The 21480-nt window shown below is 61.2% G+C and carries 24 protein-coding genes; 12 read left to right on the plus strand and 12 right to left on the minus strand.

Annotated elements, in window-relative coordinates; translation table 11 throughout:
• Position 1: 1 nt before the first annotated feature.
• The 5 genes from NCR98_RS30340 to NCR98_RS30360 all read right to left on the minus strand — a co-directional run bounded on the left by NCR98_RS30340 (position 2) and on the right by NCR98_RS30360 (position 3661).
• Entirely contained in the window at positions 2-982 is a 981-nt protein-coding gene (locus NCR98_RS30340; RefSeq protein ID WP_244831667.1) for an ABC transporter substrate-binding protein, read from the minus strand.
• On the minus strand, positions 979-1791 hold the full coding sequence (locus tag NCR98_RS30345; RefSeq protein WP_244831665.1) for an ABC transporter permease: 813 nt from the start codon (positions 1789-1791) through the stop codon (positions 979-981). The genes NCR98_RS30340 and NCR98_RS30345 overlap by 4 nt, the downstream gene beginning before the upstream one ends.
• The gene (locus tag NCR98_RS30350; RefSeq protein WP_250528177.1) at positions 1784-2638 is read right to left on the minus strand and encodes an ABC transporter ATP-binding protein; all 855 of its coding nucleotides are present in this window, start codon (positions 2636-2638) and stop codon (positions 1784-1786) included. The genes NCR98_RS30345 and NCR98_RS30350 overlap by 8 nt, the downstream gene beginning before the upstream one ends.
• A gap of 133 nt (positions 2639-2771) precedes the next feature.
• Positions 2772-3302 carry a DUF1003 domain-containing protein gene (locus tag NCR98_RS30355; RefSeq protein ID WP_244831662.1) on the minus strand — a complete coding sequence of 177 codons (531 nt, stop codon included), beginning with the start codon at positions 3300-3302 and terminating at the stop codon, positions 2772-2774.
• A 38-nt stretch (positions 3303-3340) separates the two neighbouring features.
• On the minus strand, positions 3341-3661 hold the full coding sequence (locus tag NCR98_RS30360) for a hypothetical protein (protein WP_250528178.1): 321 nt from the start codon (positions 3659-3661) through the stop codon (positions 3341-3343).
• A gap of 234 nt (positions 3662-3895) precedes the next feature.
• Here NCR98_RS30360 and NCR98_RS30365 point away from each other — a divergent pair, with 234 nt between their 5' ends.
• The 3 genes from NCR98_RS30365 to NCR98_RS30375 all read left to right on the plus strand — a co-directional run bounded on the left by NCR98_RS30365 (position 3896) and on the right by NCR98_RS30375 (position 6221).
• Entirely contained in the window at positions 3896-4645 is a 750-nt protein-coding gene (locus tag NCR98_RS30365; RefSeq protein ID WP_250528179.1) for an SDR family NAD(P)-dependent oxidoreductase, read from the plus strand.
• A gap of 97 nt (positions 4646-4742) precedes the next feature.
• Complete coding sequence (locus NCR98_RS30370) at positions 4743-5630, plus strand: LysR family transcriptional regulator (protein WP_250528180.1); 888 nt, start codon at positions 4743-4745, stop codon at positions 5628-5630.
• A 261-nt stretch (positions 5631-5891) separates the two neighbouring features.
• Positions 5892-6221, plus strand: a complete 330-nt coding sequence (locus NCR98_RS30375; protein ID WP_244831655.1) for a YciI family protein — start codon at positions 5892-5894, stop codon at positions 6219-6221.
• Positions 6222-6452: 231 nt separating this feature from the next.
• On the opposite strand, the gene NCR98_RS30380 is transcribed toward NCR98_RS30375, so the two are convergent.
• The 3 genes from NCR98_RS30380 to NCR98_RS30390 all read right to left on the minus strand — a co-directional run bounded on the left by NCR98_RS30380 (position 6453) and on the right by NCR98_RS30390 (position 9776).
• A complete protein-coding gene (locus NCR98_RS30380; RefSeq protein WP_250528181.1) occupies positions 6453-7934 on the minus strand; it encodes an FAD-dependent monooxygenase in 1482 nt (493 codons plus the stop codon).
• Positions 7935-8251: 317 nt separating this feature from the next.
• Positions 8252-8623: a YciI family protein gene (locus tag NCR98_RS30385; protein WP_250528182.1), complete on the minus strand. Its 372-nt coding sequence runs from the start codon at positions 8621-8623 to the stop codon at positions 8252-8254.
• Positions 8624-8885: 262 nt separating this feature from the next.
• Positions 8886-9776 (minus strand): LysR family transcriptional regulator, encoded by an 891-nt coding sequence (locus NCR98_RS30390; protein ID WP_244831649.1) that lies wholly within the window; start codon positions 9774-9776, stop codon positions 8886-8888.
• A gap of 116 nt (positions 9777-9892) precedes the next feature.
• Between NCR98_RS30390 and NCR98_RS30395 the strand changes: the two genes are divergently transcribed.
• The 7 genes from NCR98_RS30395 (at position 9893) to NCR98_RS30425 (ending at position 16554) form a co-directional block, all read left to right on the plus strand.
• Positions 9893-10771: an alpha/beta fold hydrolase gene (locus NCR98_RS30395; protein WP_250494857.1), complete on the plus strand. Its 879-nt coding sequence runs from the start codon at positions 9893-9895 to the stop codon at positions 10769-10771.
• Between the two features lie 4 nt (positions 10772-10775).
• Complete coding sequence (leuC, locus tag NCR98_RS30400; protein WP_250528183.1) at positions 10776-12194, plus strand: 3-isopropylmalate dehydratase large subunit; 1419 nt, start codon at positions 10776-10778, stop codon at positions 12192-12194.
• A complete protein-coding gene (gene leuD / locus NCR98_RS30405) occupies positions 12191-12805 on the plus strand; it encodes a 3-isopropylmalate dehydratase small subunit (RefSeq protein WP_250528184.1) in 615 nt (204 codons plus the stop codon). Before leuC ends, leuD begins: the two co-directional genes overlap by 4 nt.
• Positions 12806-12941: 136 nt before the next feature.
• Positions 12942-13961 carry an alcohol dehydrogenase gene (locus NCR98_RS30410; protein ID WP_250528185.1) on the plus strand — a complete coding sequence of 340 codons (1020 nt, stop codon included), beginning with the start codon at positions 12942-12944 and terminating at the stop codon, positions 13959-13961.
• Positions 13962-14114: 153 nt separating this feature from the next.
• Positions 14115-15170: a Rieske 2Fe-2S domain-containing protein gene (locus tag NCR98_RS30415; RefSeq protein ID WP_250528186.1), complete on the plus strand. Its 1056-nt coding sequence runs from the start codon at positions 14115-14117 to the stop codon at positions 15168-15170.
• A gap of 26 nt (positions 15171-15196) precedes the next feature.
• Positions 15197-15367: a rubredoxin gene (locus tag NCR98_RS30420; RefSeq protein ID WP_244831637.1), complete on the plus strand. Its 171-nt coding sequence runs from the start codon at positions 15197-15199 to the stop codon at positions 15365-15367.
• On the plus strand, positions 15364-16554 hold the full coding sequence (locus tag NCR98_RS30425) for an NAD(P)/FAD-dependent oxidoreductase (RefSeq protein WP_244831635.1): 1191 nt from the start codon (positions 15364-15366) through the stop codon (positions 16552-16554). Before NCR98_RS30420 ends, NCR98_RS30425 begins: the two co-directional genes overlap by 4 nt.
• A gap of 129 nt (positions 16555-16683) precedes the next feature.
• Here the strand turns inward: NCR98_RS30425 and NCR98_RS30430 are convergent, their stop codons facing one another.
• From NCR98_RS30430 to NCR98_RS30440, 3 genes are all read right to left on the minus strand, one after another.
• Positions 16684-17619 carry a LysR family transcriptional regulator gene (locus NCR98_RS30430; RefSeq protein WP_250528187.1) on the minus strand — a complete coding sequence of 312 codons (936 nt, stop codon included), beginning with the start codon at positions 17617-17619 and terminating at the stop codon, positions 16684-16686.
• 237 nt (positions 17620-17856) lie between these two features.
• The gene (cynS, locus tag NCR98_RS30435) at positions 17857-18324 is read right to left on the minus strand and encodes a cyanase (protein WP_244831632.1); all 468 of its coding nucleotides are present in this window, start codon (positions 18322-18324) and stop codon (positions 17857-17859) included.
• A 65-nt stretch (positions 18325-18389) separates the two neighbouring features.
• The gene (locus NCR98_RS30440; protein WP_250528188.1) at positions 18390-18776 is read right to left on the minus strand and encodes a MerR family transcriptional regulator; all 387 of its coding nucleotides are present in this window, start codon (positions 18774-18776) and stop codon (positions 18390-18392) included.
• Between the two features lie 87 nt (positions 18777-18863).
• Here NCR98_RS30440 and NCR98_RS30445 point away from each other — a divergent pair, with 87 nt between their 5' ends.
• Positions 18864-19772 (plus strand): alpha/beta fold hydrolase, encoded by a 909-nt coding sequence (locus NCR98_RS30445; protein ID WP_502799822.1) that lies wholly within the window; start codon positions 18864-18866, stop codon positions 19770-19772.
• Between the two features lie 103 nt (positions 19773-19875).
• A complete protein-coding gene (locus NCR98_RS30450; RefSeq protein WP_250511321.1) occupies positions 19876-20655 on the plus strand; it encodes an IclR family transcriptional regulator in 780 nt (259 codons plus the stop codon).
• Between the two features lie 2 nt (positions 20656-20657).
• Here NCR98_RS30450 and NCR98_RS30455 read toward each other — a convergent pair whose 3' ends face one another.
• Entirely contained in the window at positions 20658-21464 is an 807-nt protein-coding gene (locus tag NCR98_RS30455; RefSeq protein WP_250528189.1) for a sugar phosphate isomerase/epimerase family protein, read from the minus strand.
• Positions 21465-21480 lie beyond the last annotated feature (16 nt).

The following is a 21480-nucleotide window of genomic DNA, read 5'->3' on the forward strand; positions in this document are numbered from 1 at the left end:
CTTACTTGGCCTTTACCGAAGCAGCCGCGAACGAGTTGTCGACGCCGCTCGCATAGGTAATCGCGCCGGGCTTGATGTTGCCGATGGATTCCTGCAACGCAAGCGCGTTCTTGAACGCCTGTTCCGATATTTCAGGCGTGGGTGCGTAGATGTTCTGATCGATCAGACGCTGCACCGCCGAATCCACGATCTTCGGGTCGAGCGACGGGAACTCCGTGCGCGCCACGGCCTTGGCCGTATCGTGCGATTGCTGAATCAGCGCTTCGGCTTCGCCTATCGACTTCACGAAGGCCTCCACCATCTTCGGCTTGTTCTTGATCGTGGACGTAAGCGTGTCGATGGTCGAGAACGCATAGCCGCCCGGATAAGCCTTCGGGAACGCATACACGATGCGATAGCCTTGCGAGATGCCGGTTTCCGCTTGCGGCATGTACAGCGCGGCCGCTTCCGAACGTCCCGCCGTGACAGGCGCGAGTTCGGTGCCGATCTGCACGGTATTCATCTTCACGTCGGCAAGCTTTTCGTCGTTGATGAGCCGTTGCAGCAGGTACGTGCTCGTAGAAGGCGGCAAGGCCGTGGCGACGCTCTTGCCGTTCAAGTCCTTCAGATTCCTGACCGGCGAATCCTGCGGCGCGATCACCCACACCGGCACGCCGGCCACGACGTTGGCCACGTTGATGAGCGACGCGCCCTTTAGGTTTGCAAGCATCGCGGTCATCGGGTCTTGCAACGAGAAGTCCGCGTGACCGCCGATCACCGCCGCCACGCCCGCTGCACCGCTACCCGCCGTGATTTTCTGCACGGTGAGGCCGTTCTTCGTGAAGATGCCCTTGTCGATGGCGACATAGAGCGGCAAGTATTGAATCGACTGGAATGCCTGATAGACGACGACCGGTTCGGACGATTGCGCCTGTGCGCCTTGCAATCCAAAGACGGCCATGCAGGCAGCCGCGACACCCGTGAGCAGAACGTTTTTCTTCATTTTCTCTTCCATGAAATGATCTTTGCTTCAGCAAATTGAACGATCCAGCTAAGAACCGATGCCATCAAGGTCAGCACGATGATGCCGAGCCAGACGGTGTTCAGATCGAAGAGCGAGCCCGCGACGAACACGGCGTGCCCGAGCCCCGCCTGCGACGCGATGTACTCGCCGACCACGGCGCCGATCAGCGCGAAGCCGATGTTCACGCGCAGTGTCGAGAAGATCCACGGCAACGCGCTCGGCACGATGAGCTTCATGAAGATCATCGAGCGCCGCGCCTTGAACGAGCGGAAGAGGTTGAGCAAATCGCGATCGACTTCGCGCGCGGCGGCGCATGAAGAGATCATCGCGACGGCGAAAGTGGAGATCGCCGCGAGCCAGATTTTCGACGACGCGTCCGAGCCGAACCAGATGACGATAAGCGGCCCGAGCGCGATCTTCGGAATGCTGTTGAGGATGACCGAGAGGCCTTCGGCGACGCCGGAGATCGCGGGCAGGAACCACAGCAGCAAACCGAGCCCGATGCCAAGCGCACTGCCTATGGCAAGACCCGCGAGCGTCTCGTAGAGCGTGACCCAGGTATCGGATGCGAGCGTGCCTTGCGACAGCCCGAACACGGCGGCGTCGTAGATGCCGGCGGGTGAGCCGAGCAGCTTGCCGTTGATCCAGCCCGAGGCGACGGCGAATTGCCACAACGCCACCAGCAACACGACGATGCCGATCACGGCGCCAGTCGTGCCGAGCTTGCGCGGCGCGCGGCGCGTGGTCTTTCCGGGCGTGACGGTGGTGGACAGCACGGCTTCACTCATGTGCGGCTCCTTGTGGTGTACGTGAGTCGGATTGCACGGTGGCGCCGCTGCGCAAGCCGTTCCAGACGCGCGCGTGATAGGCGCGGAACTCGGGCGCTTCGCGCGCGGAGACGGCGGTGCGCGGGCCGTGCGTGCTCAGCGTGATGTCGATTTCGTCCTGCACGCGTGCGGGGCGCCCGCCGAGCAGGATCACGCGGTCGCTCATGGCAATGGCTTCCTCGATGTCGTGCGTGACGAGCACCACGCTCGTGCCGGTTTGCTCGCGCAGCGCGATGATGTCGTCTTCGAGCGCGAGGCGCGTCTCGTAGTCGAGCGCGGAGAAGGGCTCGTCGAGCAATACGAGCGTCGGCTCGACGAGCAGCGTGCGAGTGAGCGCCACGCGTTGACGCATGCCGCCCGACAGCGAATGCGGATATGCGTCGGCGACGCTTGCAAGACCGTAGCGCGCGAGCATGTCGCGAGCGCGAGTCACGTCGTCGGGCCGCACCTTGCGATACAGTTCGACGCCGAGCAGCGCGTTTTGCAGCACGGTGCGCCACGGCATCATCAGGTCTTTTTGCAGCATATAAGCGATGCGTCCGGGCGAGCCGTCGGCGCGCGCGCCTATCGTTACGTGGCCGGATTGCGGCGTCAGCAGGCCGGAAACCAGGTTGAAGAGCGTGCTCTTGCCCGCGCCGCTGCGCCCGACGATAGACACGATCTCGCCTTCGCGCACGGCGAAGTCCAGGCGGTCGAAGATGGTGGTGCTCACGCCGTCGGCGGTCTGGAATGCGTGACTCAACTGGCGCACGTGCAGCCGGTTCGCGTCGGGCGACGCCGCACGCGCGGGTGCTTCGGTGGGGTTCATCTTCAATCCTCGCGAGTCGTCGGTTATTGCGATGCACAACACATAATGCACAATCAAAAATGACGGTAGGGGTTTGTCAAAATTGACGAGCGTGTGAAAAGCGGGCAGACGAACGCGCGGGAATCGGGTTGCTTCAGAAGTGCCGGGTTGGTGTCAGATGCTCGTGAAGCTCGCGCGTCAAGGTTTCGATGCGCTCGGCCAACTGGCGCGTAAGCTCGGTGAGTTCGGTGTTGCGTCGAAGGAGTTCGGCCATCTGCGACGTCTCGCGCGCAAGCTCGGTTTCACGTTGCTGGCACGCGAGCGCGATATCTTCGCGATGATGCGCGTCGGCTTCAGCGAGCGCCTTGTCGCGATCGGCCTGACGCGTTTGTGCAAGCAAGATGAGCGGCGCGGCATAAGCGGCCTGCAAGCTGAACGCGAGGTTCAGGAGAATGAACGGATACGGATCGAAGCGCGATATGCCGAGCATGTTCGCCACGATCCAGCCACCCACGATCAGCGTCTGCGCGATGAGAAACGTGGGCGTGCCGAAGAAGCGCGCGAAGGCTTCGGCCTTCAATGCGAACCAGTCGTTGCCGAACACGCTCGACAGATGCGCGTGGGGTGCGTGAAAGCGCAGAGGATGCCTTGCTTCCTCGGGCGCGGGTTCGGTTGCGTGAGCCATGTTTCCTTGCAAATGGGTTGGTGCAGGCGCTTGCCGTATCAACTGCCGTTATCCGACCAGCCGATGCTGACGATGGGGAAAATATCCGTCGGCGTACGGACGATCGCGACCGAGCCGAGAATGACAAGCAGCACGGCGAGCACGATGTAAGTGTGCGGCCTTTTCAAGGCGAGTCGGACGATCCGCATGACGGTTTCCAATGGTTTCGAGTGACGCACTGGCGCGCCGGCGTGCGGTTGGGTTGAACGAAGCTTAGGGCTTTCGAAGGCGGCGGTTTCCGTAAGGCGCACGGTCGTTGCCGATTCGCACGGTGGTCGCGCGTTGGAGGTTTTTGTGAGCGGCGGTCGGCTGTTTTCCACGCGCTCGTGTTCGATCGGCCCCGATGCGCGGGCGGAAACCGTCGAGATTCGTCCAACTCAAAACATAGGCCCTTGCCGTCCTTCGAGTCTTCCTGAACCTCATGCATGCGCGGCATACATGCTATGCCGCCGCGCCCTCTGTTCATCCATGCCCGCCAACTCCATTCTCTTGCCTCGGCTTGTCGCGAAGCTAGCTTTGCGTCGAGCACCATCCACGTCATTCGGAGAATCATCATGGGTAAGCTTCAAGGCAAGATTGCGGTCATCACGGGCGGAAGTAGCGGGATTGGACTCGCAACCGCAAAGCGGTTCGTCGCGGAAGGCGCGTATGTCTTCATTACGGGGCGTCGTCAAACTGAACTCGACAAGGCGAAGGCTGTCATCGGCTCGAACGTAACGGCTGTTCAGGGCGACATCTCGAGTCTTGAAGATCTCGACCGCCTCTACGAGACGGTGCGACGCGCGAAAGGTGGCTTGGACATCGTCGTCGCGAGTGCGGGGTTTGTCGAGGTATTGCCAACAGAGTCCGTGACACCCGAACACTTCGACAAGACCTTCGGCATCAACGCACGGGGCACGTTCTTCACGGTGCAAAAGGCGCTGCCGCTGCTGCGCGATAACGGCTCCATCGTCATCGTTTCTTCCGGGATGCACATCAAGGGATTCCCGGACTTCGGCGTATATGCCGCAACGAAGGCGGCGATCCGCTCGTTCACGCGGACTTGGGCATCGGAATTCAAAGGCCGCGGCATTCGCGTCAACACGCTGAGTCCGGGAATGATCGAAACGCCGATCGTAGACGGCCTGTTCAGTTCGAAGGAAGAGGCGGACGGCGCACGAGCAATGTTCAAGCAGATCACGCCACTGGGCCGAATCGGCCGCGCTGACGAGATCGCCGCGGCGGCGCTGTTCCTCGCCTCGGACGAAAGCAGCTACAGCACGGGCATCGATCTGATCGCGGACGGAGGAATCACCCAGCTATAAACTGCATGCCATAAGCCGTGCTGATGCCTTGCGTTTCTCGTTCGTCCCGCCGCGTTTATATCGTAGGAGGAAAGTTCCAGTGGATCGAATCGATGTCATGCGGCTCTTCATCCGTGTTGCCGACACGGGCAACTTCTCGAAGGCGGCGCGTGCGGCCGGGATCAGTCAGCCAACGGCAAGCAAGACGATTGCGGGTCTCGAAGCACGGCTCGGCGCGCAACTGTTGCGCCGAAGCTCGCGAGGCCTGGGCCTGACAGAGGCTGGCCAAAGCTTCTACGAAGGTGCGGTTGCGATCGTCGAGAGCGTGGACGATGTCGAGGCTCGCGTCGGCAGTGGCGAAGCGTCGCCGTCCGGCATGGTGCGGGTTGCCCTGTCTCCAGCCTTTGGGCGTATGTGCATTGTTCCGCACCTGCCGCGCTTTTGCGCTCAGTTCCCGGACGTCCGCGTCGAGTTCACGGTTGCGCAGCGCTATATCAATCTGATTGAAGAAGGCATCGACGTCGCAATACGAATTGGTCCGCTGAGCGACTCGACTCAAATTGCGCGTCGAATTGGCAGCACCGAGTACCTTACTGTCGCTTCGCCGGTTTATACCGATCGCATGGGCGTGCCAAAGACGGTAGATGATCTCGTCAATCACGAATGCATTGCTCTGATGTCTCGCGACTCTCCGCGAGTCTGGCCGTTTGCCGGCCCCGACGGCACGAAGGAACACGTGCCGCAAGGTCCAGTAAGAAGCAACGACGCCGAATATGTCCGAGCGGCGGTAATTGCGGGCTTGGGCATTGGGCATAACGCGGGCTGGCTTTATTCGCGGGACGTCGAGGAGGGCGGGCTCGTACCGCTTCTCAAGGCATTTCGGCCCGCGCCTTTTCCGATCAACGCAGTGTGGCCCGGAAGCAGGCAGTTGCCTGGCAGGACCCGCGTTTTCATCGAATTTTTAGCGGACCTGTTCGCCGCCGATCCCCGGTTGAAGGTTCGATAACTCTCGTGTGGATAGCGCAAGCGACGCTATTCGGAGACTGAATACGTCCTATGCCAACACGCCCTCTACCGAAAGCGTCCGCGCGAGACTATCTTTGATTTCAAGCCGCCGCGAAAGAATATACGGCGACAGGCAGATGTCGGAGTCGAGGCGTCATTCGCCGAACTCCTCCCCTTCAGGCACTTTCCGATGACTTGCTCCGGCAACGCATCACGTCTTAGTGACAAGTGCTCTTTCGAATAGCCTTCCCAGGAGTAGAAAATGGTCGATGAAAATGGTCCTCATTATTTCGTGGCGTTTCAAACGCCGGGTCCGAAGTGGATTCAAAGCGTGAAGTACAACGAGCAACCGGACTTCATGAAACACGTGGCTTATATGGCCGAGATGCAGGACAAAGGGCTGACCGTGATGAGCGGTCCGTTCATGGAGAAAGCCGGCGGTCTCTCCGGTGTTCTGGCGGACGGCGGCATGACGATTTTCAAGGCTGCTGATCTTGCGGATGCCCGAAAAATAGCAACCGATGATCCGACAGTACAGTCGGGCATGCTCAACGTCGATGTAAAAATGCTCTGGGTTCCGTTCCACGATTAGTCAACGCATTTAGCGATGCTGCCGGGCGAGCGTTGATTCGGCGTGCTTGGTGAGCAGTAACACGGTATGAGGCGGTGAATGACTGATTCGCAGCCTTTGCGAGAAGCCGGCGTTTTCGTGCAGTGTTCAGCGAACGGCTGTCAAGCAACATGCAGCCAGCTTGCCGCCACCACTCGCGGCAAGCCGTTCAATGCTGGAGAATGCTTCTCCCCCGATCAAGCGACGAATGGATCAGGCAGGAACGCCATGCCGTGCCGTCAAACGATCGAGATACGCGGCTATCGTATCTGCTTCACTAGCCGAGCAGGCGAGATATCCATCGGGCCGCACGAGCGAGATCGTGTCGGCTTGCAATGGTGGTCGGACGTTGTTGTCGAGCAGGCCCGGATAGGCGTTGATCAACTGCTTCACTGCCGCAGTCGGCGCCGCGAACAGCGCGAACACCGGCCGCACGCCTGATCCTGCTGGTGCGTGGTCGGACGTCGGCGCAACGCGTTCGCCAGGCTTCATCCCATGCACGGATGGGCCGTTGAGCGGGCTATGCGGATAGTGGACCGTCACTTCCGACATGGTTTGAGCAACGCCACGGGTGAAATGCGAGAAGCCCAAGGCAAAGTGCCCGGCAAGGTTACGCAAACGCTGTGCAATCGGGTTGCGAAGCGTGGCGACCGATGTCAGTCGTTCCGCGGCTTTCAGTACCTCGTCGCCAACCGCGCTGCGCTCCGGGCTGTAGGTGTCGAGGAGCGACTCGTCCGCTTCGTTGCGCAGCACGAGTGCAAGTTTCCAGGCAAGGTTGATCGCATCCTGCATGCCAGTGTTCATGCCTTGGCCGCCAGCGGGACTGTGAATATGCGCCGCGTCGCCCGCAAGGAACGTGTGACCGTGTCGATAGCCCGTGACCTTGCGACCGTTGATGCGAAAGCCGGACAACCATACGGGATCGTGGAGTTTGGTACCGGCCGGGCCGCGCCGGTCTACGAGCTGCTGCACTTGTGCGAGCGTTGGCGTCGGTGGAACCTTATCCGCCGTCGCCGGCAAGTCGCCGATGACGCGGTAACGGCCAGCCTGGATGGGAAAAATCAGCAAGACGCCATCCTTATGCCAGTGGACAGAAGCGTCCGTGTCAGGGCGCGGATACCCCGTCATGTGAACGTCAGCAAGGAACCAATCGCTCAGCAGCGTTTCGCCCTCGAAAGGCACGTTCAAGGCGTGTCTTACGATGCTGTGCGCGCCATCGCAACCAAGCAGCCAGTCGGCACGCACGGCCTCTTCGCGGCCGTCCGGATGGCGCAACACCGCATCCGCGCCGCAGGCATCGGGCGTGATCATCGTTACTTCGACGCCGCGCTCGATAAATACGCCTTGGCTCGCCAGACGCTCCTCCAGCAAACGCTCGGTCTCGGATTGCGGCAGTGCCAGCGCATAGTTGTGCGTGCTGGGGATCATGTCCATTGCAACCCGACCGACCACCTCGTCCCGCGCCATGAAGACGACGCCGTCGATCTTGAATCCTGCGTTCACGAACGGCGCGGCGCCGCCGTCGCCCCGGTCGAGCAGTTCGAGCGTCCTGCTCCAAAGCACCATGGCTTTGGATTTATCGGTACGGTGCGGCGCCTTGTCTACGATGCGCGCGTGGACACCGTAGCGGGCGAGTTCGGAGGCGAGCGTCATGCCGACTGGACCGGCGCCAACGATCAGAACGGAAGCAGTCATATACGTCCTCTCAAAGCAAAGAATTGAGCGATTCAGTCGGAGTCTTCAGGATAGGCGCCGCGGCGCGAGTCACGAGCATGACGTCCATGTTCGCGCTTTGTCGGTCGTCCGCTATCGGTCGGGGAGCAACGGCAGGCTCCGCGCGCTAAGACCAAGAGTGCGGTGACGAAAGAGCAGTCATTGCAACGCTTACGGCAGCCTCGAGAAAAACTGAAGATGAACGAAAGTTTGACTTATATGGAAAACGTTTTTTCCAGTCTTTGTCTGCGATAAGGGTCACGGCATTGCGGAGCAATAGCGCCGCGCAGCAGTTCAACTCATGGCGCCAGATAAAAATCCAGGGGAATAAGCTCCACGGCCCATCCGCCTTCTTCGCCCAATGTCGCGGCCGGATGCATGGACGCGATGCGCACCGCCTCGTCAGGGCTAGCTGCCTCGATGATGAACATGCCGCCCACCACTTCCTTCGCTTCGGTGTAAGGCCCGTCGGTAACGCGCGTCGTTCCACCAAGTGGGCGGAGCGTTTTCCAGTTTTCCAGATCGCCGAGCGAGGCGGAAACCACGACCTTGCCGGTGGCACGCATCTTCTCGTCCAATGCCGGGCATTGACTCACTAGCGCCTTGATTTCGTCCGGTGTCATCGCGGCGAACTTTTCGGGGGTGAAGTAGGCGAGGCCGAGGTATTTCATGGCAAATCCTTTTGATGAGGTTCACTGACGACGAATTTGTTGAGCGGAAATCGACAACGGCGGTGTGCCAATTGCGCTCAATCAAACCCGCTTCACCGATGAGCAAGTCCAGATGCGGTCAACAAAGCCAAGCTTCGCATCGATCGAATAACGGGGCAACCGGCCCTGGCCAGCGGGCCGATACGAATTCGGGACCCAAATTCCAAGCCGCTCTAAATCATTTGGCCGGAAGATGTGCCGCTACGGTAAGCTCAAACGACTATCACGCCCCACGCAAATACTCCCCCAAAAATTCCACGAACGTCCTGAGCTTGACCGAAAGCTGATTGCGTTCGAGGTAAATGGCGTGAATGTTCGCGTCCGGCAAAGCCCATTCATCGAGCAAGGAAACGAGCTCACCGCGCGCGAGATGTTCGTCTATCTCCCATTGCGAGCGCGTCGCGATGCCGCGACCGTCCAGCGCCCACTGCAACACCGCGCTGCCGTCGTTGCTCGATAACGAGCCATCGACCTTGACCGTCTCCGTGCGCTTGCCGCGCGAGAAATGCCACGTGCCGTAAGCCGACTCGTTTTCGCGCAACACGATGCACGCGTGACGCGCGAGATCATGCGGCGCCGATGGTCGGCCATGCCGCGCGACGTAAGCCGGCGATGCACACAAGATGCGCCGATTCGCCAGCAGCAGACGCGCGTTGATGCGCGCGTCCGGCACTTCGCCGAAGCGGATGCCGACATCGAAACCTTCTTCCTGAAGACTCACCGGACGGTCCGTCAGATGCAGGACGATCTTCATCGCCGGATAGCGCGCAATGAACTCCGACACCGCAGGCGCTATACGCGCCCGCCCGAATCCAAACGACGCGTTCACACGCAGAAGACCAGTCGGTTCGCCGCGACTTTGCGTGACGAGCTGTTCGAGTTCCGAGAGCTCATCGAGAATGCGCGAGCCGTTCGACAGGTACAACTCGCCCTCGGGCGTGAGGCTCAGACGCCGCGTCGTGCGATTCATCAGGCGCACGCCCAGACGCCGCTCCAGTTGCGCGAGCCGCTTGCTCACGGCTGGCGGCGTCACACCCAACTCGCGCGCCGCCGCAGCCAGATTGCGATGCCGCGCCACAAGCGCAAACAGGTTGAGGTCAGAAAAGCCATCCATCTCGCGTCGCTCCAAATCTGCCTGATTCGTTCCTGCCGGTTACGACCGAAATGCTTTCGCGGAAACCCAATCTCTTAAGGCATCAATTAGACTCGAATCAACGTTGGGAGACAACCATGTTCGAAGGCTTCGATGAGCTATCGATTTCCGTCGATGGCATCAGGATTCACGCGATCAAGGGCGGCCAAGGCCCCGCGTTGCTGCTACTGCACGGGCATCCGCAGACGCACGCGATTTGGCACGAAGTGGCGCCGGCACTCGCCGAGCATTTCACGGTGATCGCCGCCGACTTGCGCGGCTATGGCGACAGCGACAAACCCGCAGGCGCGCCCGATCACTCGAATTATTCGAAGCGCCGCATGGCGCTCGATCAGGTCGGGCTGATGCGCGCATTGGGCCATGCGTCGTTCGCGGTCATCGGACATGACCGTGGCGGGCGTGTCGCGGCTCGCATGGCGCTGGATCATCCGGCTGTCGTGACGCGTCTGGTCACGCTCGACGTGGCGCCGACGCTCGCCATGTACGAGCAGACCTCGTTCGATTTCGCGCGTGCCTACTGGCACTGGTTCATGCTCGTGCGGCCCGCGCCATTTCCGGAAACGCTCATTCGCGCGGACCCGGACCTGTATCTCAGGCAGACCATCGGCGCGCGCAGCGCGGGTCTCGCGCCGTTCACGGCAGAGGCTTACGCCGAGTATCTGCGCTGCTTGTCCGATCCCGCCACGGCGCATGGCATTTGCGAGGACTATCGCGCGAGCGTGAGCATCGACCTCGAACATGACCGCGCGACGCTGGCTTCGAACGAGCGAATTGAATGCCCATTCATGGCGCTATGGGGTGAGGAGGGCGTCATCGAACAATGCTTCGATCCGCTGCGCGAATGGCGTGCTTATGCGCCGCAAGTCGAGGGCGAGGCGCTGCCTTGCGGCCACTACATTCCCGAGGAAGCGCCGGCGATCTTGCTCGAGCACGTCCTGCCCTTTCTGACCAACTAACGCCATGTCGAACCGAACCCTGTACCAGAAGCTCGTCGATTCTCACCTCGTCTCGCGTATCGACGAACAGAATGTGCTGCTCTATGTCGATCTGCATTTGATGAACGAGTACACCAGTCCGCAAGCGTTCAGCGCGCTCGATGCGCGTGGCCGCGCGGTGCGACGCCCGCATCAGCAGCTTGCGGTCGTGAGCCACATCATTCCGACGCACGCCGAGTCGCCGCGCGTGATTCGCGATGAAGCGTCGTATTTGCAGGCGCAAAATCTCGCGCGCAATTGCGAGCGCGCGGGCATCCGGCTTCTCGCGGCCAATGATCCCTTGCAGGGTATCGAACACATCGTGGCGCCGGAACTCGGGCTCATTCGTCCGGGCATGGTCGTGTTGTGCGGTGACAGTCACACCACGACATACGGCGCGCTTGGCGCGTTGGGCTTTGGAATTGGCACATCGGAAGTGGAGCATGTGCTCGCCACGCAGACGCTCGTCTATCGGCTGGCGAAAACCATGCGCATCGATATCGATGGCGCGCTGCCTTACGGCACGTCGTCCAAGGACGTGGTGATCTGGATCATCAGCCAGATCGGCGCACAAGGCGCGCGTGGCTATGCTGTCGAGTTCGGTGGTTCGACCATTGCGTCGCTGTCGGCCGAGGCGCGCATGACCTTGTGCAACATGACCGTCGAGGCGGGCGCGCGCGCCGCGCTCATCCCGCCGGATCGGACCACGTTCGACTATGTGCGCACCCATGCAAAATCACTCGATGAGGCCGCCTGGCAAGCCGCACTCGCGGACTGGCGCGAACTCTACTCCGACGCAGATGCGACCTTCGATGCCGAATATCGCTTCGACGCGCATGCCATCGCACCTTTTGTCACATGGGGCACGAGTCCGGATCAGGCCGTCGCGATAGACGAGCCCATTCCCGACGAAGCCGCGCAGGCCACTCCCGAAGCGGCGGCATCGTTGCGACGTGCGCTCGATTACATGGGGCTCACGGCGAACCGTGCGTTGGCGGGAACGCCGATCGACCGTGTGTTTATCGGCTCGTGCACGAATGGGCGTATCGAAGACCTGCGCGTGGTGGCGAACATCGTGCGCGGCAAGCGCGTGGCGCCCGGCGTGCGCGCGATGATCGTGCCGGGTTCGGGCAGCGTGCGACGCGCGGCGGAGCGTGAAGGTCTGGCGAAGACGCTGATCGATGCGGGTTTCGAATGGCGCGAGCCTGGCTGCTCGATGTGCCTTGCCATGAACGACGATGTGCTGGACGCGGGCGAGCGTTGCGCATCGACCACCAACCGCAACTTCGAAGGTCGACAGGGACGTGGCGGACGCACGCATCTGATGAGCCCGGCAATGGCGGCCGCGGCCGCGATGACCGGCTGTATCACCGACGTTCGAACGCTCATGGGAGAGGCATCATGACGCGACTGACGAAGATTGCAGGCAGCGCGGCGCCGTTGTCCATCGACAACCTGGATACCGACCAGATCATGCCGAAGCAGTTTCTGCGCATTATCGACAAGGCGGGTCTAGCGGATGGTTTGCTGTACGACTTGCGTTTCGATGAAAACGGCGCGCCGCGTGGGGATTGCGTGCTCAATCGGGCGGAGTTTGCAAAGGCGCGCATTCTGATTGGCGGCGCGAATTTCGGATGTGGTTCCAGCCGGGAGCATGCGGTGTGGGGTTTGCAGCAATATGGTTTTGCTGCGGTGATTGCGCCGAGTTTCGCGGAGATTTTCTATTCGAACGCGATGAATAACCGCTTGCTGCTCGTGCAACTGGAACGCGATGTCGTCGATATGCTTGCGCGTGAAGTGACCGAGACGCCGGGTGCTGTTATTTCCATCGATCTGGAAGGGCAGACGGTGGTGTCGGTATCGGGTAAGCCATATGCGTATTCCATCGGCGCGCGTCATAAACGCATGGTGATGGAAGAAATGGATACGGTCGATTTGACGCTTCAGTCGCTGGCGCAGATCGAAGCGTTCGAGACGGTGCATTTTAAACGACGGGGATGGGCGCGGGTGATGTGAATTCATGAAGCGCGCTTTAGCAACCTCTTTCCTGAACTTTCCCCCAACTACGTATAGCATCCCCATTGCAGTGCCGAACAGCATGCACGCGGCTCGCCCAACGCCGCGAAGTTCCTCCCACACCAAGGAGCAAACGATGCCAACGATGCACGCAGTGCAAGTAGCGAAAGCCGGCGGTCCGCTCGAACTCGTGGAGCGCGACATACCCGATCCGCCCGAAGGACACGTGCTCATCAAAGTGCAAGCCTGTGGCATCTGCCACAGCGATTCCCTCACGAAAGAAGGCCAATGGCCGGGTCTCGAGTTTCCGCGCGTACCCGGTCACGAAATTGCAGGCGTCATCGAGAAACTCGGTGCGAACGTCGAGGGATGGCAGGCCGGGCAGCGGGTCGGCGTCGGTTGGCATGGCGGGCATTGCGGGCATTGCGAAAATTGCCGTCACGGCGACTTCGTGCTTTGCAAGAACGCGCTCGTTCCCGGTATCAGCTACGACGGCGGTTACGCGGAATACATGGTGGCGCCGCAGGAAGCACTCGCGCGCATGCCCGACGATCTCTCCGATATCGACGCCGCGCCGCTTCTCTGCGCCGGCATCACGACGTTCAACGCGCTGCGCAATAGCGGCACCCGCGCGGGCGATGTCGCGGCGATCCTCGGCATCGGCGGACTCGGGCATCTCGGCGTGCAGTTCGCGCGCAAGATGGGCTTCGTCACGGTCGCCATCGCGCGCGGCAAGGACAAGGAACCGCTCGCGAAGCAACTCGGCGCGCATCACTATATCGACAGCGAATCGCAAAACGTCGGCGAAGCGCTGCAAGCACTCGGCGGCGCACGCGTAATTCTCGCCACCGCCACGAGCGGCAAGGCGATGAGCGCGGCTATCGGCGGGCTCGGCATCAACGGCAAGCTGATCATGGTCGGCATCTCGCAAGAGCCCGTGGAAGTGCCCGTCGCGCAGTTCATCATGGGTCGCAACTCGGTGCAAGGCTGGCCGTCCGGCACGGCGGCGGACTCGCAGGAAACGCTCGCGTTCAGCGCCTTGTCGGGCTTGAAGCCGATGACCGAAGAGTACCCGCTCTCGCGCGCGGCCGAAGCCTACGACCGCATGATGAGCGGCAAGGCGCGCTTCAGAGTAGTGCTCATTCCTGGCAAGTGACCTCCGCCGAAGCATCGTTTCATTGACCAACGAACATAGAGTCAATGTCGCCCGAACCATTGGGCGACATGTAGCACGTCGCTATCGTAGTGTTCCTGCGGTCGAATCCATCCCGGCCGCTTCAACACGATCCAGTTCCTTGGAGACACGAAAATGGCGACCCCCACCGTCGCGCCGCTGACGTTTCAGCGCGCGCCCAATCTTCCACGCAATTGCACTTTCGATCCGCACGACTGGCAAATCCTCAGCCAATACTGGCATCCGGTCGCGTTTGCCTCGCAGGTCGCGGACAAACCGTTGAGCGTCACGCTGCTCGATGAGCCGCTCGTCGTGTTTCGTGCGAACGATGCACTCGTCGCCGCGCGCGATGTGTGTCCGCATCGCGGCGCGCCGCTGAGTCAAGGCTGGGTCGAGAACGGCCATCTCGTGTGTCCTTATCACGGCCTCGAATACGGTGCGGACGGCAAGTGCAAGCATATTCCGTCGCAGGAAGGCGGCACCATTCCCGACCGTCTGCGCCTGACCACTTACGCGGTGCAGGAAGCCTATGGCCTGATCTGGGTGTCGCTCGGCGGTGGAGAGCAAGCGCTGCCCGATTTCCCTGCATGGAACAGCGAAGGATTCCAGCAGATCTTGCCGCCTTCGATCGATATCAAGGCATCCGCGGGACGTCAGACGGAAGGCTTCATCGATGTCGCGCATTTCGCGTGGATTCATCATCGCAGCTTCGCGGACCGGCGCAATCCCGTGGTGCCGAGCTACACGGTCGAGCGGCGCGGCAACGGCATGCGCGCGGAGTATGTCAGCACCGTCAGCAACTTTCCGAAGTCGATGCAGCATCGCGCGCCCGAAGGCTTCTTGTGGCGCCGTATCTTCGAAGTGGATGTGCCGTTCTTTGCACGTCTCACTGTGCTCTTTCCCGAAGGCGGCCGGCTCTCGATTCTCAACGCCGCGAGCCCGGTATCCGCGCGTCTGACGCGTCTGTTCGTGCCGATTGCGCGCAACTTCGACAAGGATCTGCCGCTCGATGACGTCTACGAGTTCAATCGCCAGGTGTTCGAGGAAGATCGCGCGATCGTCGAATTGCAATGTCCCGAAGATCTGCCGATAGACCGCGCCGCCGAAGCGCCGATTCTCGCGGATCGTTCCTCGGGGGCATATCGCCGCGCGCTAGCCGAGATCGGTCTCGGTCAGGCTTACGTCCGCTGATCGCCATGGCGGAAACGGAGAGCATCATGAGAATCTGGGAATGCGTTATCTGCGGCTTTCGCTATGACGAAACGCTGGGCTTGCCGGAAGCGGGTCTTGCCGCGGGCACGCGCTGGGAAGACGTGCCGGACGACTGGCTCTGTCCCGATTGCGGCACGGGCAAGCAGGACTTCGAGATGCAGGAGGTGTCGGCATGAGTCACGATATGGGTCTACCGGTCGTTATCGTGGGAACGGGGCTCGCCGGTTATACGGTGGCGCGGGAGTTGCGCAAGCTCGACGCGCAAGTGCCCATCACGCTCATCAGCGAGGACGACGGCAGCTTCTATTCGAAGCCGACGCTTTCCAACGCGCTTGCCATGAACAAGGCGCCGCACGCGCTCGTCACTTTCGATGCGCGCGCCATGGGCACGCAGCTGAACGCGAGCATTTTGTCGCACAGCAAGGTGGAGCGCGTTCTCGCGGATACGCACGAACTCATCGTCGATGGACAATCTTTTCGTTACGGCAAGCTCGTGCTCGCATTGGGCGCGGATGCGCGGCGCATTCCGCTCGCGGGCGATAGCGCAGGCGACGTGCTGTCGGTGAACTCGCTCGACGACTACGTGCGCTTCAGAAAGCGGCTCGAAGGCGCGCAGTCGGTCGCGCTGCTCGGCGCGGGCCTGATCGGCTGCGAGTTCGCCAACGATCTCGCGCTCGCGAATTACAAGGTCACGCTGATCGATCCCGCGGCCACGCCGCTGTCACGGCTGCTGCCCGAACGCGCGGGTCATGCGTTTGCACAAGCTCTCGAACGACATGGCGTGCGGCTGCGTCTCGGGCGTTCGGTGGCAACGGTGAATCGCGCGGAACGCGGCTACGCGCTCACGCTTTCCGATGGCGAGGCAATCGATGCCGACGTCGTGTTATCGGCGATAGGTCTCGCGCCGCGCACGCAGCTCGCGGAACAAGCGGGCATCGCGATAGAAGGCGGCATACGTACGGACGCCTATTGCCGCACGAGTGCGGCCGATATTTACGCACTCGGCGATTGCGCGGCTATCGAAGGAAAAGTGCAGCCGTATGTGTTGCCGATCATGCACGCAGCACGCGCGCTTGCCCGCACGCTCGCGGGCGAGGCAACGCGCGTCGCGTTTCCGATCATGCCGGTGACGGTTAAAGCGCCCGCATCTCCAACGGTAGTCGTGCTGCCCGACGAAACCGGAACATGGCGCTATGCAAGCAACGTATCCGACGAATCGCTCGACGGTCTGCACGCGCTTTGCGAACATGCCGCCGATGGCCGGCCACTCGGATTCGCCTTGCTGGGTTCGGCCACGCAAGCCAAGGCCGCGCTTCTCAAGGCGATGACATCGGGCAGTTTCGAGTCCGCTCTACAACGATAACGACGCAGCTTGCCTCTGACCGACCAGCGTCGCGCTTGCCGGTGGCTTGAAGAACCTGTCGCTTCGATGCCGCACGGTAGACGTTTCGACGCCGCAGCCAAAAGCTTGCGGCGTCGTTTTTCATGGTGCTTATGCGCCGGGTGTGACCGCGAGCTTGCGCGCAACGTTCGTGACGAGGCGGCGAAGCCATCGCGTGGTCGCGCTGCGATGCGTTCTCTCATGCCATAACTGGTAATACGTGAGTGCGGGCGTTGCGCCGGGAATCGGCTCCATCTTCAAAGGCAAGAGGCGCGCGTAGTGGGAAGCGAGCGCGCGTGTCGTCGTGAAGATGAGGTCCGAGCGCACGAGCACATAGGGCGCCATGCCGAAGTAAGGCAGCGTGGTCGTGACCGTGCGCGTAAGACCGTTGCGCGCGAGTTCCGTATCGATGGTGCCCCACGCGGTCGTGTTGTAGGTCGTGACAGCGAGATGCTCGGCTTTCTCGAAGGCGTCCTTCGTGAGTTCGCCCGGCTTGACCGGATGATTCGCGCGCATCAGGCAAACCAGTTCGTCCTGACACAGCGGTTGCAGATGCAGATGCGCGGGCGGCGTGCGCCAGCTGCCGATCACGAGATCGAGCAAGCCCGTTTCGAGGCCGTTTTCGTAGCCGCCATCGACCATCATGAGATGTTTGAATTCGAGCTTCGCGGATGGCGCGGCTTGATGGAACGCGTCGATCACGGCGGGCACGAAGAACACATCGAGATAATCCGGCGAGCCGATTCGAAACGTGCAGTTGCTCGACGCCGGATCGAATTCGGTGTTGGGATGAAGGATCGCGTCGATATGACTGAGCGCCTGCGCGGCAGGCTCGATCAGCGTGAGCGCATGACTCGTCGGCACCATGCGGCTGCCGCTGCGCACTAGAAGCGGATCACCCGTCATTTCACGCAGCCTGCGCAGCGCAATGCTCACAGTCGGCTGCGATTGCCCGAGCAGCTTGGCGGCGCCCGAGACGCTCGACTCCGTGAGGAGCGTATGCAGAACGCGGATCATATGGGAGTCGATGCTTTCCCTGGACATCATGCGGCGTCACCTTTGACATGGGGGATGCGCGGGCGATCTTGTGATTCGTTATGGCGCCCGGCTGCGCAAAATATACGGACGGATATAGCGCAGGTCAACGCTGGGGCAAACGCGTATGTCGCCGCCAAAGCCTTGTGCCGTCTGACTCATGGCACCGCGTTTATGGTGAGAATGGTCGCAGGGTTATGCAAGGCGCGCCGCTGTGTGCACAACGCGCCAGCGCCATGACGTGAAGGATCAGAACGGCTTGTACGGCAGGAACTTGCCGTCGAGCGTGATCACGGCGCGTGATCCGCCTTCGGAATCTTCCACCTTCTTGATGTCGATACGAAAGTTGATCGCACTGATAATTCCGTCGCCGAATTGCTCGTGCACGAGCGCCTTCAACGTCGTGCCATACACCTGCACCATTTCATAAAAGCGGTAGATGGTCGGGTCCGTCGGCACGTTGCCCGGAATGCTGCCGCGCAGGGGAATGGTCTGAAGCAGCGCGGCGGCGTCGTCGCCGAGTTCGAGTTTGTCCGCCACGCTCTTTGCCGCTTGCTCCGGCAACGGGTGCTGGCCGAGAAGCGCGGCTGTCACGTAGGGCACGCTGAGGCTCGTTCCTTCCGCGAGTTCGGCGTAGGTGAGTCCCTTGCGCGCCTTGGCATCGACGATATGTTCGGTCAGCGTGGAACGCGACAACTGCGAAATCTGCGATTGCATGACGACTCCTTTGCCCGGATGGCCGGTCGGTTGAACAAGCCGACAGTTGACCACGGCAAAAAAGCTCAATCCAGCGGCGGCACGACGCCTTCGTTCAAGGTTTTGAGCAGACGCGCGCGGCGCCGTTCCAGATCGGCGATCTGACGCTCTATCGACACCAGGCGTTCGCGTTGTAATGCGGTGGTCTCCGGACACGCCACCGCGCCTTCGATCAGGCGCATGCAGTCGGGAAAAGCGAGGATATCGGCGAGGCTGAAGCCGGTCGCGATCATGCGCTGTATCTGCCTCACCTGAGAGATGGCCGCGTGCGGGAACACGCGATAGCCGTTGCTCGCGCGAACCGAAGTAAGCAAGCCATGCTCGTCGTAGTGGCGAATCGAACGAACGCTCGCGCCGGTTTCGCGAGATAGCTCGCCTATAGTCAGTAGCGTGTGTTCAGCGGATCGTGTCATGCAAAAAGACTAGCACTTTTTCGCTTGACCCTGACACTAGTGTGAGGCGCGAGACTCAGGACTTTCGAATGAATGAGGAGTGTCATCGTGTCTTTTCGCATGGTTCGTTACCTTATTTCCACGTTGATCGCGACGGGCGCGTTGAGCGCCGTATCGCCCGCTGCGTTCGCGGAAGAAAAAAGTTATACCGTCAATGCACCGGATGGCGTCGCGCTCGCCGTGCAGGAATCCGGCAACCCGGACGGCCCCGCCGTCGTGCTCATTCATGGACTGCTGGGCAGCCGCCTGAACTGGGATGCGCAGGTGAAAAGCGCGCGACTGAAGGGCTACCGTCTCATCACTTACGACATGCGCGGCCACGGTCGCTCAGGCAAGCCCACGAATGCCGATGCCTATACCGACGGCCGCCGCTGGGCCGACGATCTTGCAACAGTCATCGAAACGTCGCATGCAAGGAAGCCGGTGCTCGTTGGCTGGTCGCTCGGCGGCGCGGTCATCTCGAACTATCTGGCGGCCTATGGTGACGGCAAGATCGCGGGCGCCGTGTATGTGGATGGTGTGATCGAGCTTACGCCCGAGCAGATCGTGGCGCATCCCGATGTCTATCGCGACATGACATCGGCCGATCTCAAGACGCATCTCGACGGCGAGCGCACCTTCCTGAGCCTTTGCTTCGACACGCAGCCGGACAAGGTCACGTTCGAGCGCCTGCTCGCCAACGCCGCGATGGCTTCGTGGGACATGCAGGCTGCTGTTCAGTCGATGAGCGTAGCGGCCGCCGATGGTCTCGGTCAGGCGCAGGTTCCGGTGCTGCTGATCTACGGCGCGCGCGATCCGCTCGTCAAGGCGCAACCGGCTATCGCGCGGGCGCGTCAGATCAACCCGAACCTGCGGAGCGTGCTGTATGCGAAGTCGGGCCATGCGCCTTTCATCGAGGAGCCGAAGCGATTCGATAACGATCTTGGTGCGTTCGTCGATTCCGTATCGAACAAATGAAAAGTTCCCACTCGTGAATAAAAATCTGCACTTTACGGTGTGAATTCTTGACACGAAGCACGGCGCAGTTAAACTGTTCCTCTATATGAACGAGGAGCAGCGCATGCGTCGTGAGGAAATCGAAGCCAGCAGCACGGTCAAATCGGCGGACCGCACACTCGATCTCTTCGAGTTGCTCGCGCGCTGGGGCCGCGAGATGTCGCATGCGGAGATCGCCGAGGCGCTCGACATTCCCAAGAGCAGTCTCACCAAGCTCATCCGCAATCTGACGGATCGCGGCTATCTGCGTTTCGTGCCTGAAACGAAGGGGTATCGGCTGGGCGATGCCATTTTGAAACTCGCGCAGCAGTCGAATCAGTTGCGCAGTTTGATTGCATGCGCCGAGCCGGTCCTCGGCGATATCACGCAGCAAACGGCGGAATCGTGCGCGCTCAATCAGCTCAAGGGCGAGCAGGTCGAAGTCGTTGCAACGGTCGTGAGTCAGCAGCGCCTGCAATCGCATATGCGGCTCGGCGATCTCGCCCCCTTGTATGCGGTATCGGGCGGCAAGGCAATACTCGCCTTCCTGCCCGATGTCATGCGCGCCGAATACATGCGCTCGGTGTCGTTCGAGCGCTTCACGAAGAACACCATCGGCACCAAGAAAGCCTTGCTGAACGAGTTGGAATCCGTGCGTGCAAACGGCTTCGCTCATTCGCTCGAAGAATTCACGCCGGGCATCGTGGGTCTTGGCGTGCCCATTTTGTCGTCCACCGGGTTCCCGCTCGGTTCGCTCAATCTCGCGATACCAGCCGTGCGTTACTCGCCGGAAATAGGCGAGCGGTCGATTGCGATACTCAAGGCATCCGCGGTGCGCATCCAGCGTCAATATCTCGCGGAATAGAGTTACTGCGCTTTTGCAAGGAAGCGCTTCATGCTCGACATGATCGTGCGTGCTTGCTCATCGAATGGTTGTCCGCGCAATGCGAGCGTGGGCGCTTCGACGGCGAGCGTCAGGTCGGCGGGCAGCTTGACCAGCACATCGTGCAACGGAAGTTCGCCATCGCCGGGAAGCAAACGCGCGGTGCGTGCTTCGTTTCGCCGGTCGGCCACTGCAACCGGCGAGGCACGCGGTCCATCGCAAATCTGCATGTATTCGATAAGCGCGGGGTCGATACTATCGATGTCCTCAACCTTCGCGCCCGAGCGGAAGTACTGCAAGGCATCGATCAAAAGCCGCGCGTTCGGCTGACCGCTTGCCTGGATGGTGGCGAGCGCATCGTCCAGCGTGCCGATGGCGCAATACGTGATCAGCTCCAGGCCAACCGTCATTTCGAAGCGTGCTGCCGCTTCGCACAGCGCCCGAAAGTTGCGCATGAGACGCTCGCGGTCCTGATCGAAGCCAACGGTAAGCACATGCTTCGCGCCAAGCCGATGCCCCGCTTCGAGCGCGGGCAAGAGAAGGTCTATGTTCGTGCTCTCTTGCAGCCAGATGGCTTCGATATCGAGCAGGCGAACGCCCGTCGCCTCCATGCGCGCGGCGAGCTCGCGGATGAGCGCCGGATTGCCCGCGACATCGACGATGCTATCTGCCGCCGTGGGCGCCACGACGCGCAAGCCGTAATAGTCGAAGCCACCGGCGTGCGCGGCATCGACGAGTTGCAGCGGATGCGCATCCAGCATGGTGAGGTGATGCAAGGACAGTTTATGCATTGTCGTATTCGTGAGT

Origin of the sequence: Caballeronia sp. GAWG2-1 (genome assembly GCF_023631405.1) — a bacterium.
Lineage (GTDB): Bacteria > Pseudomonadota > Gammaproteobacteria > Burkholderiales > Burkholderiaceae > Caballeronia.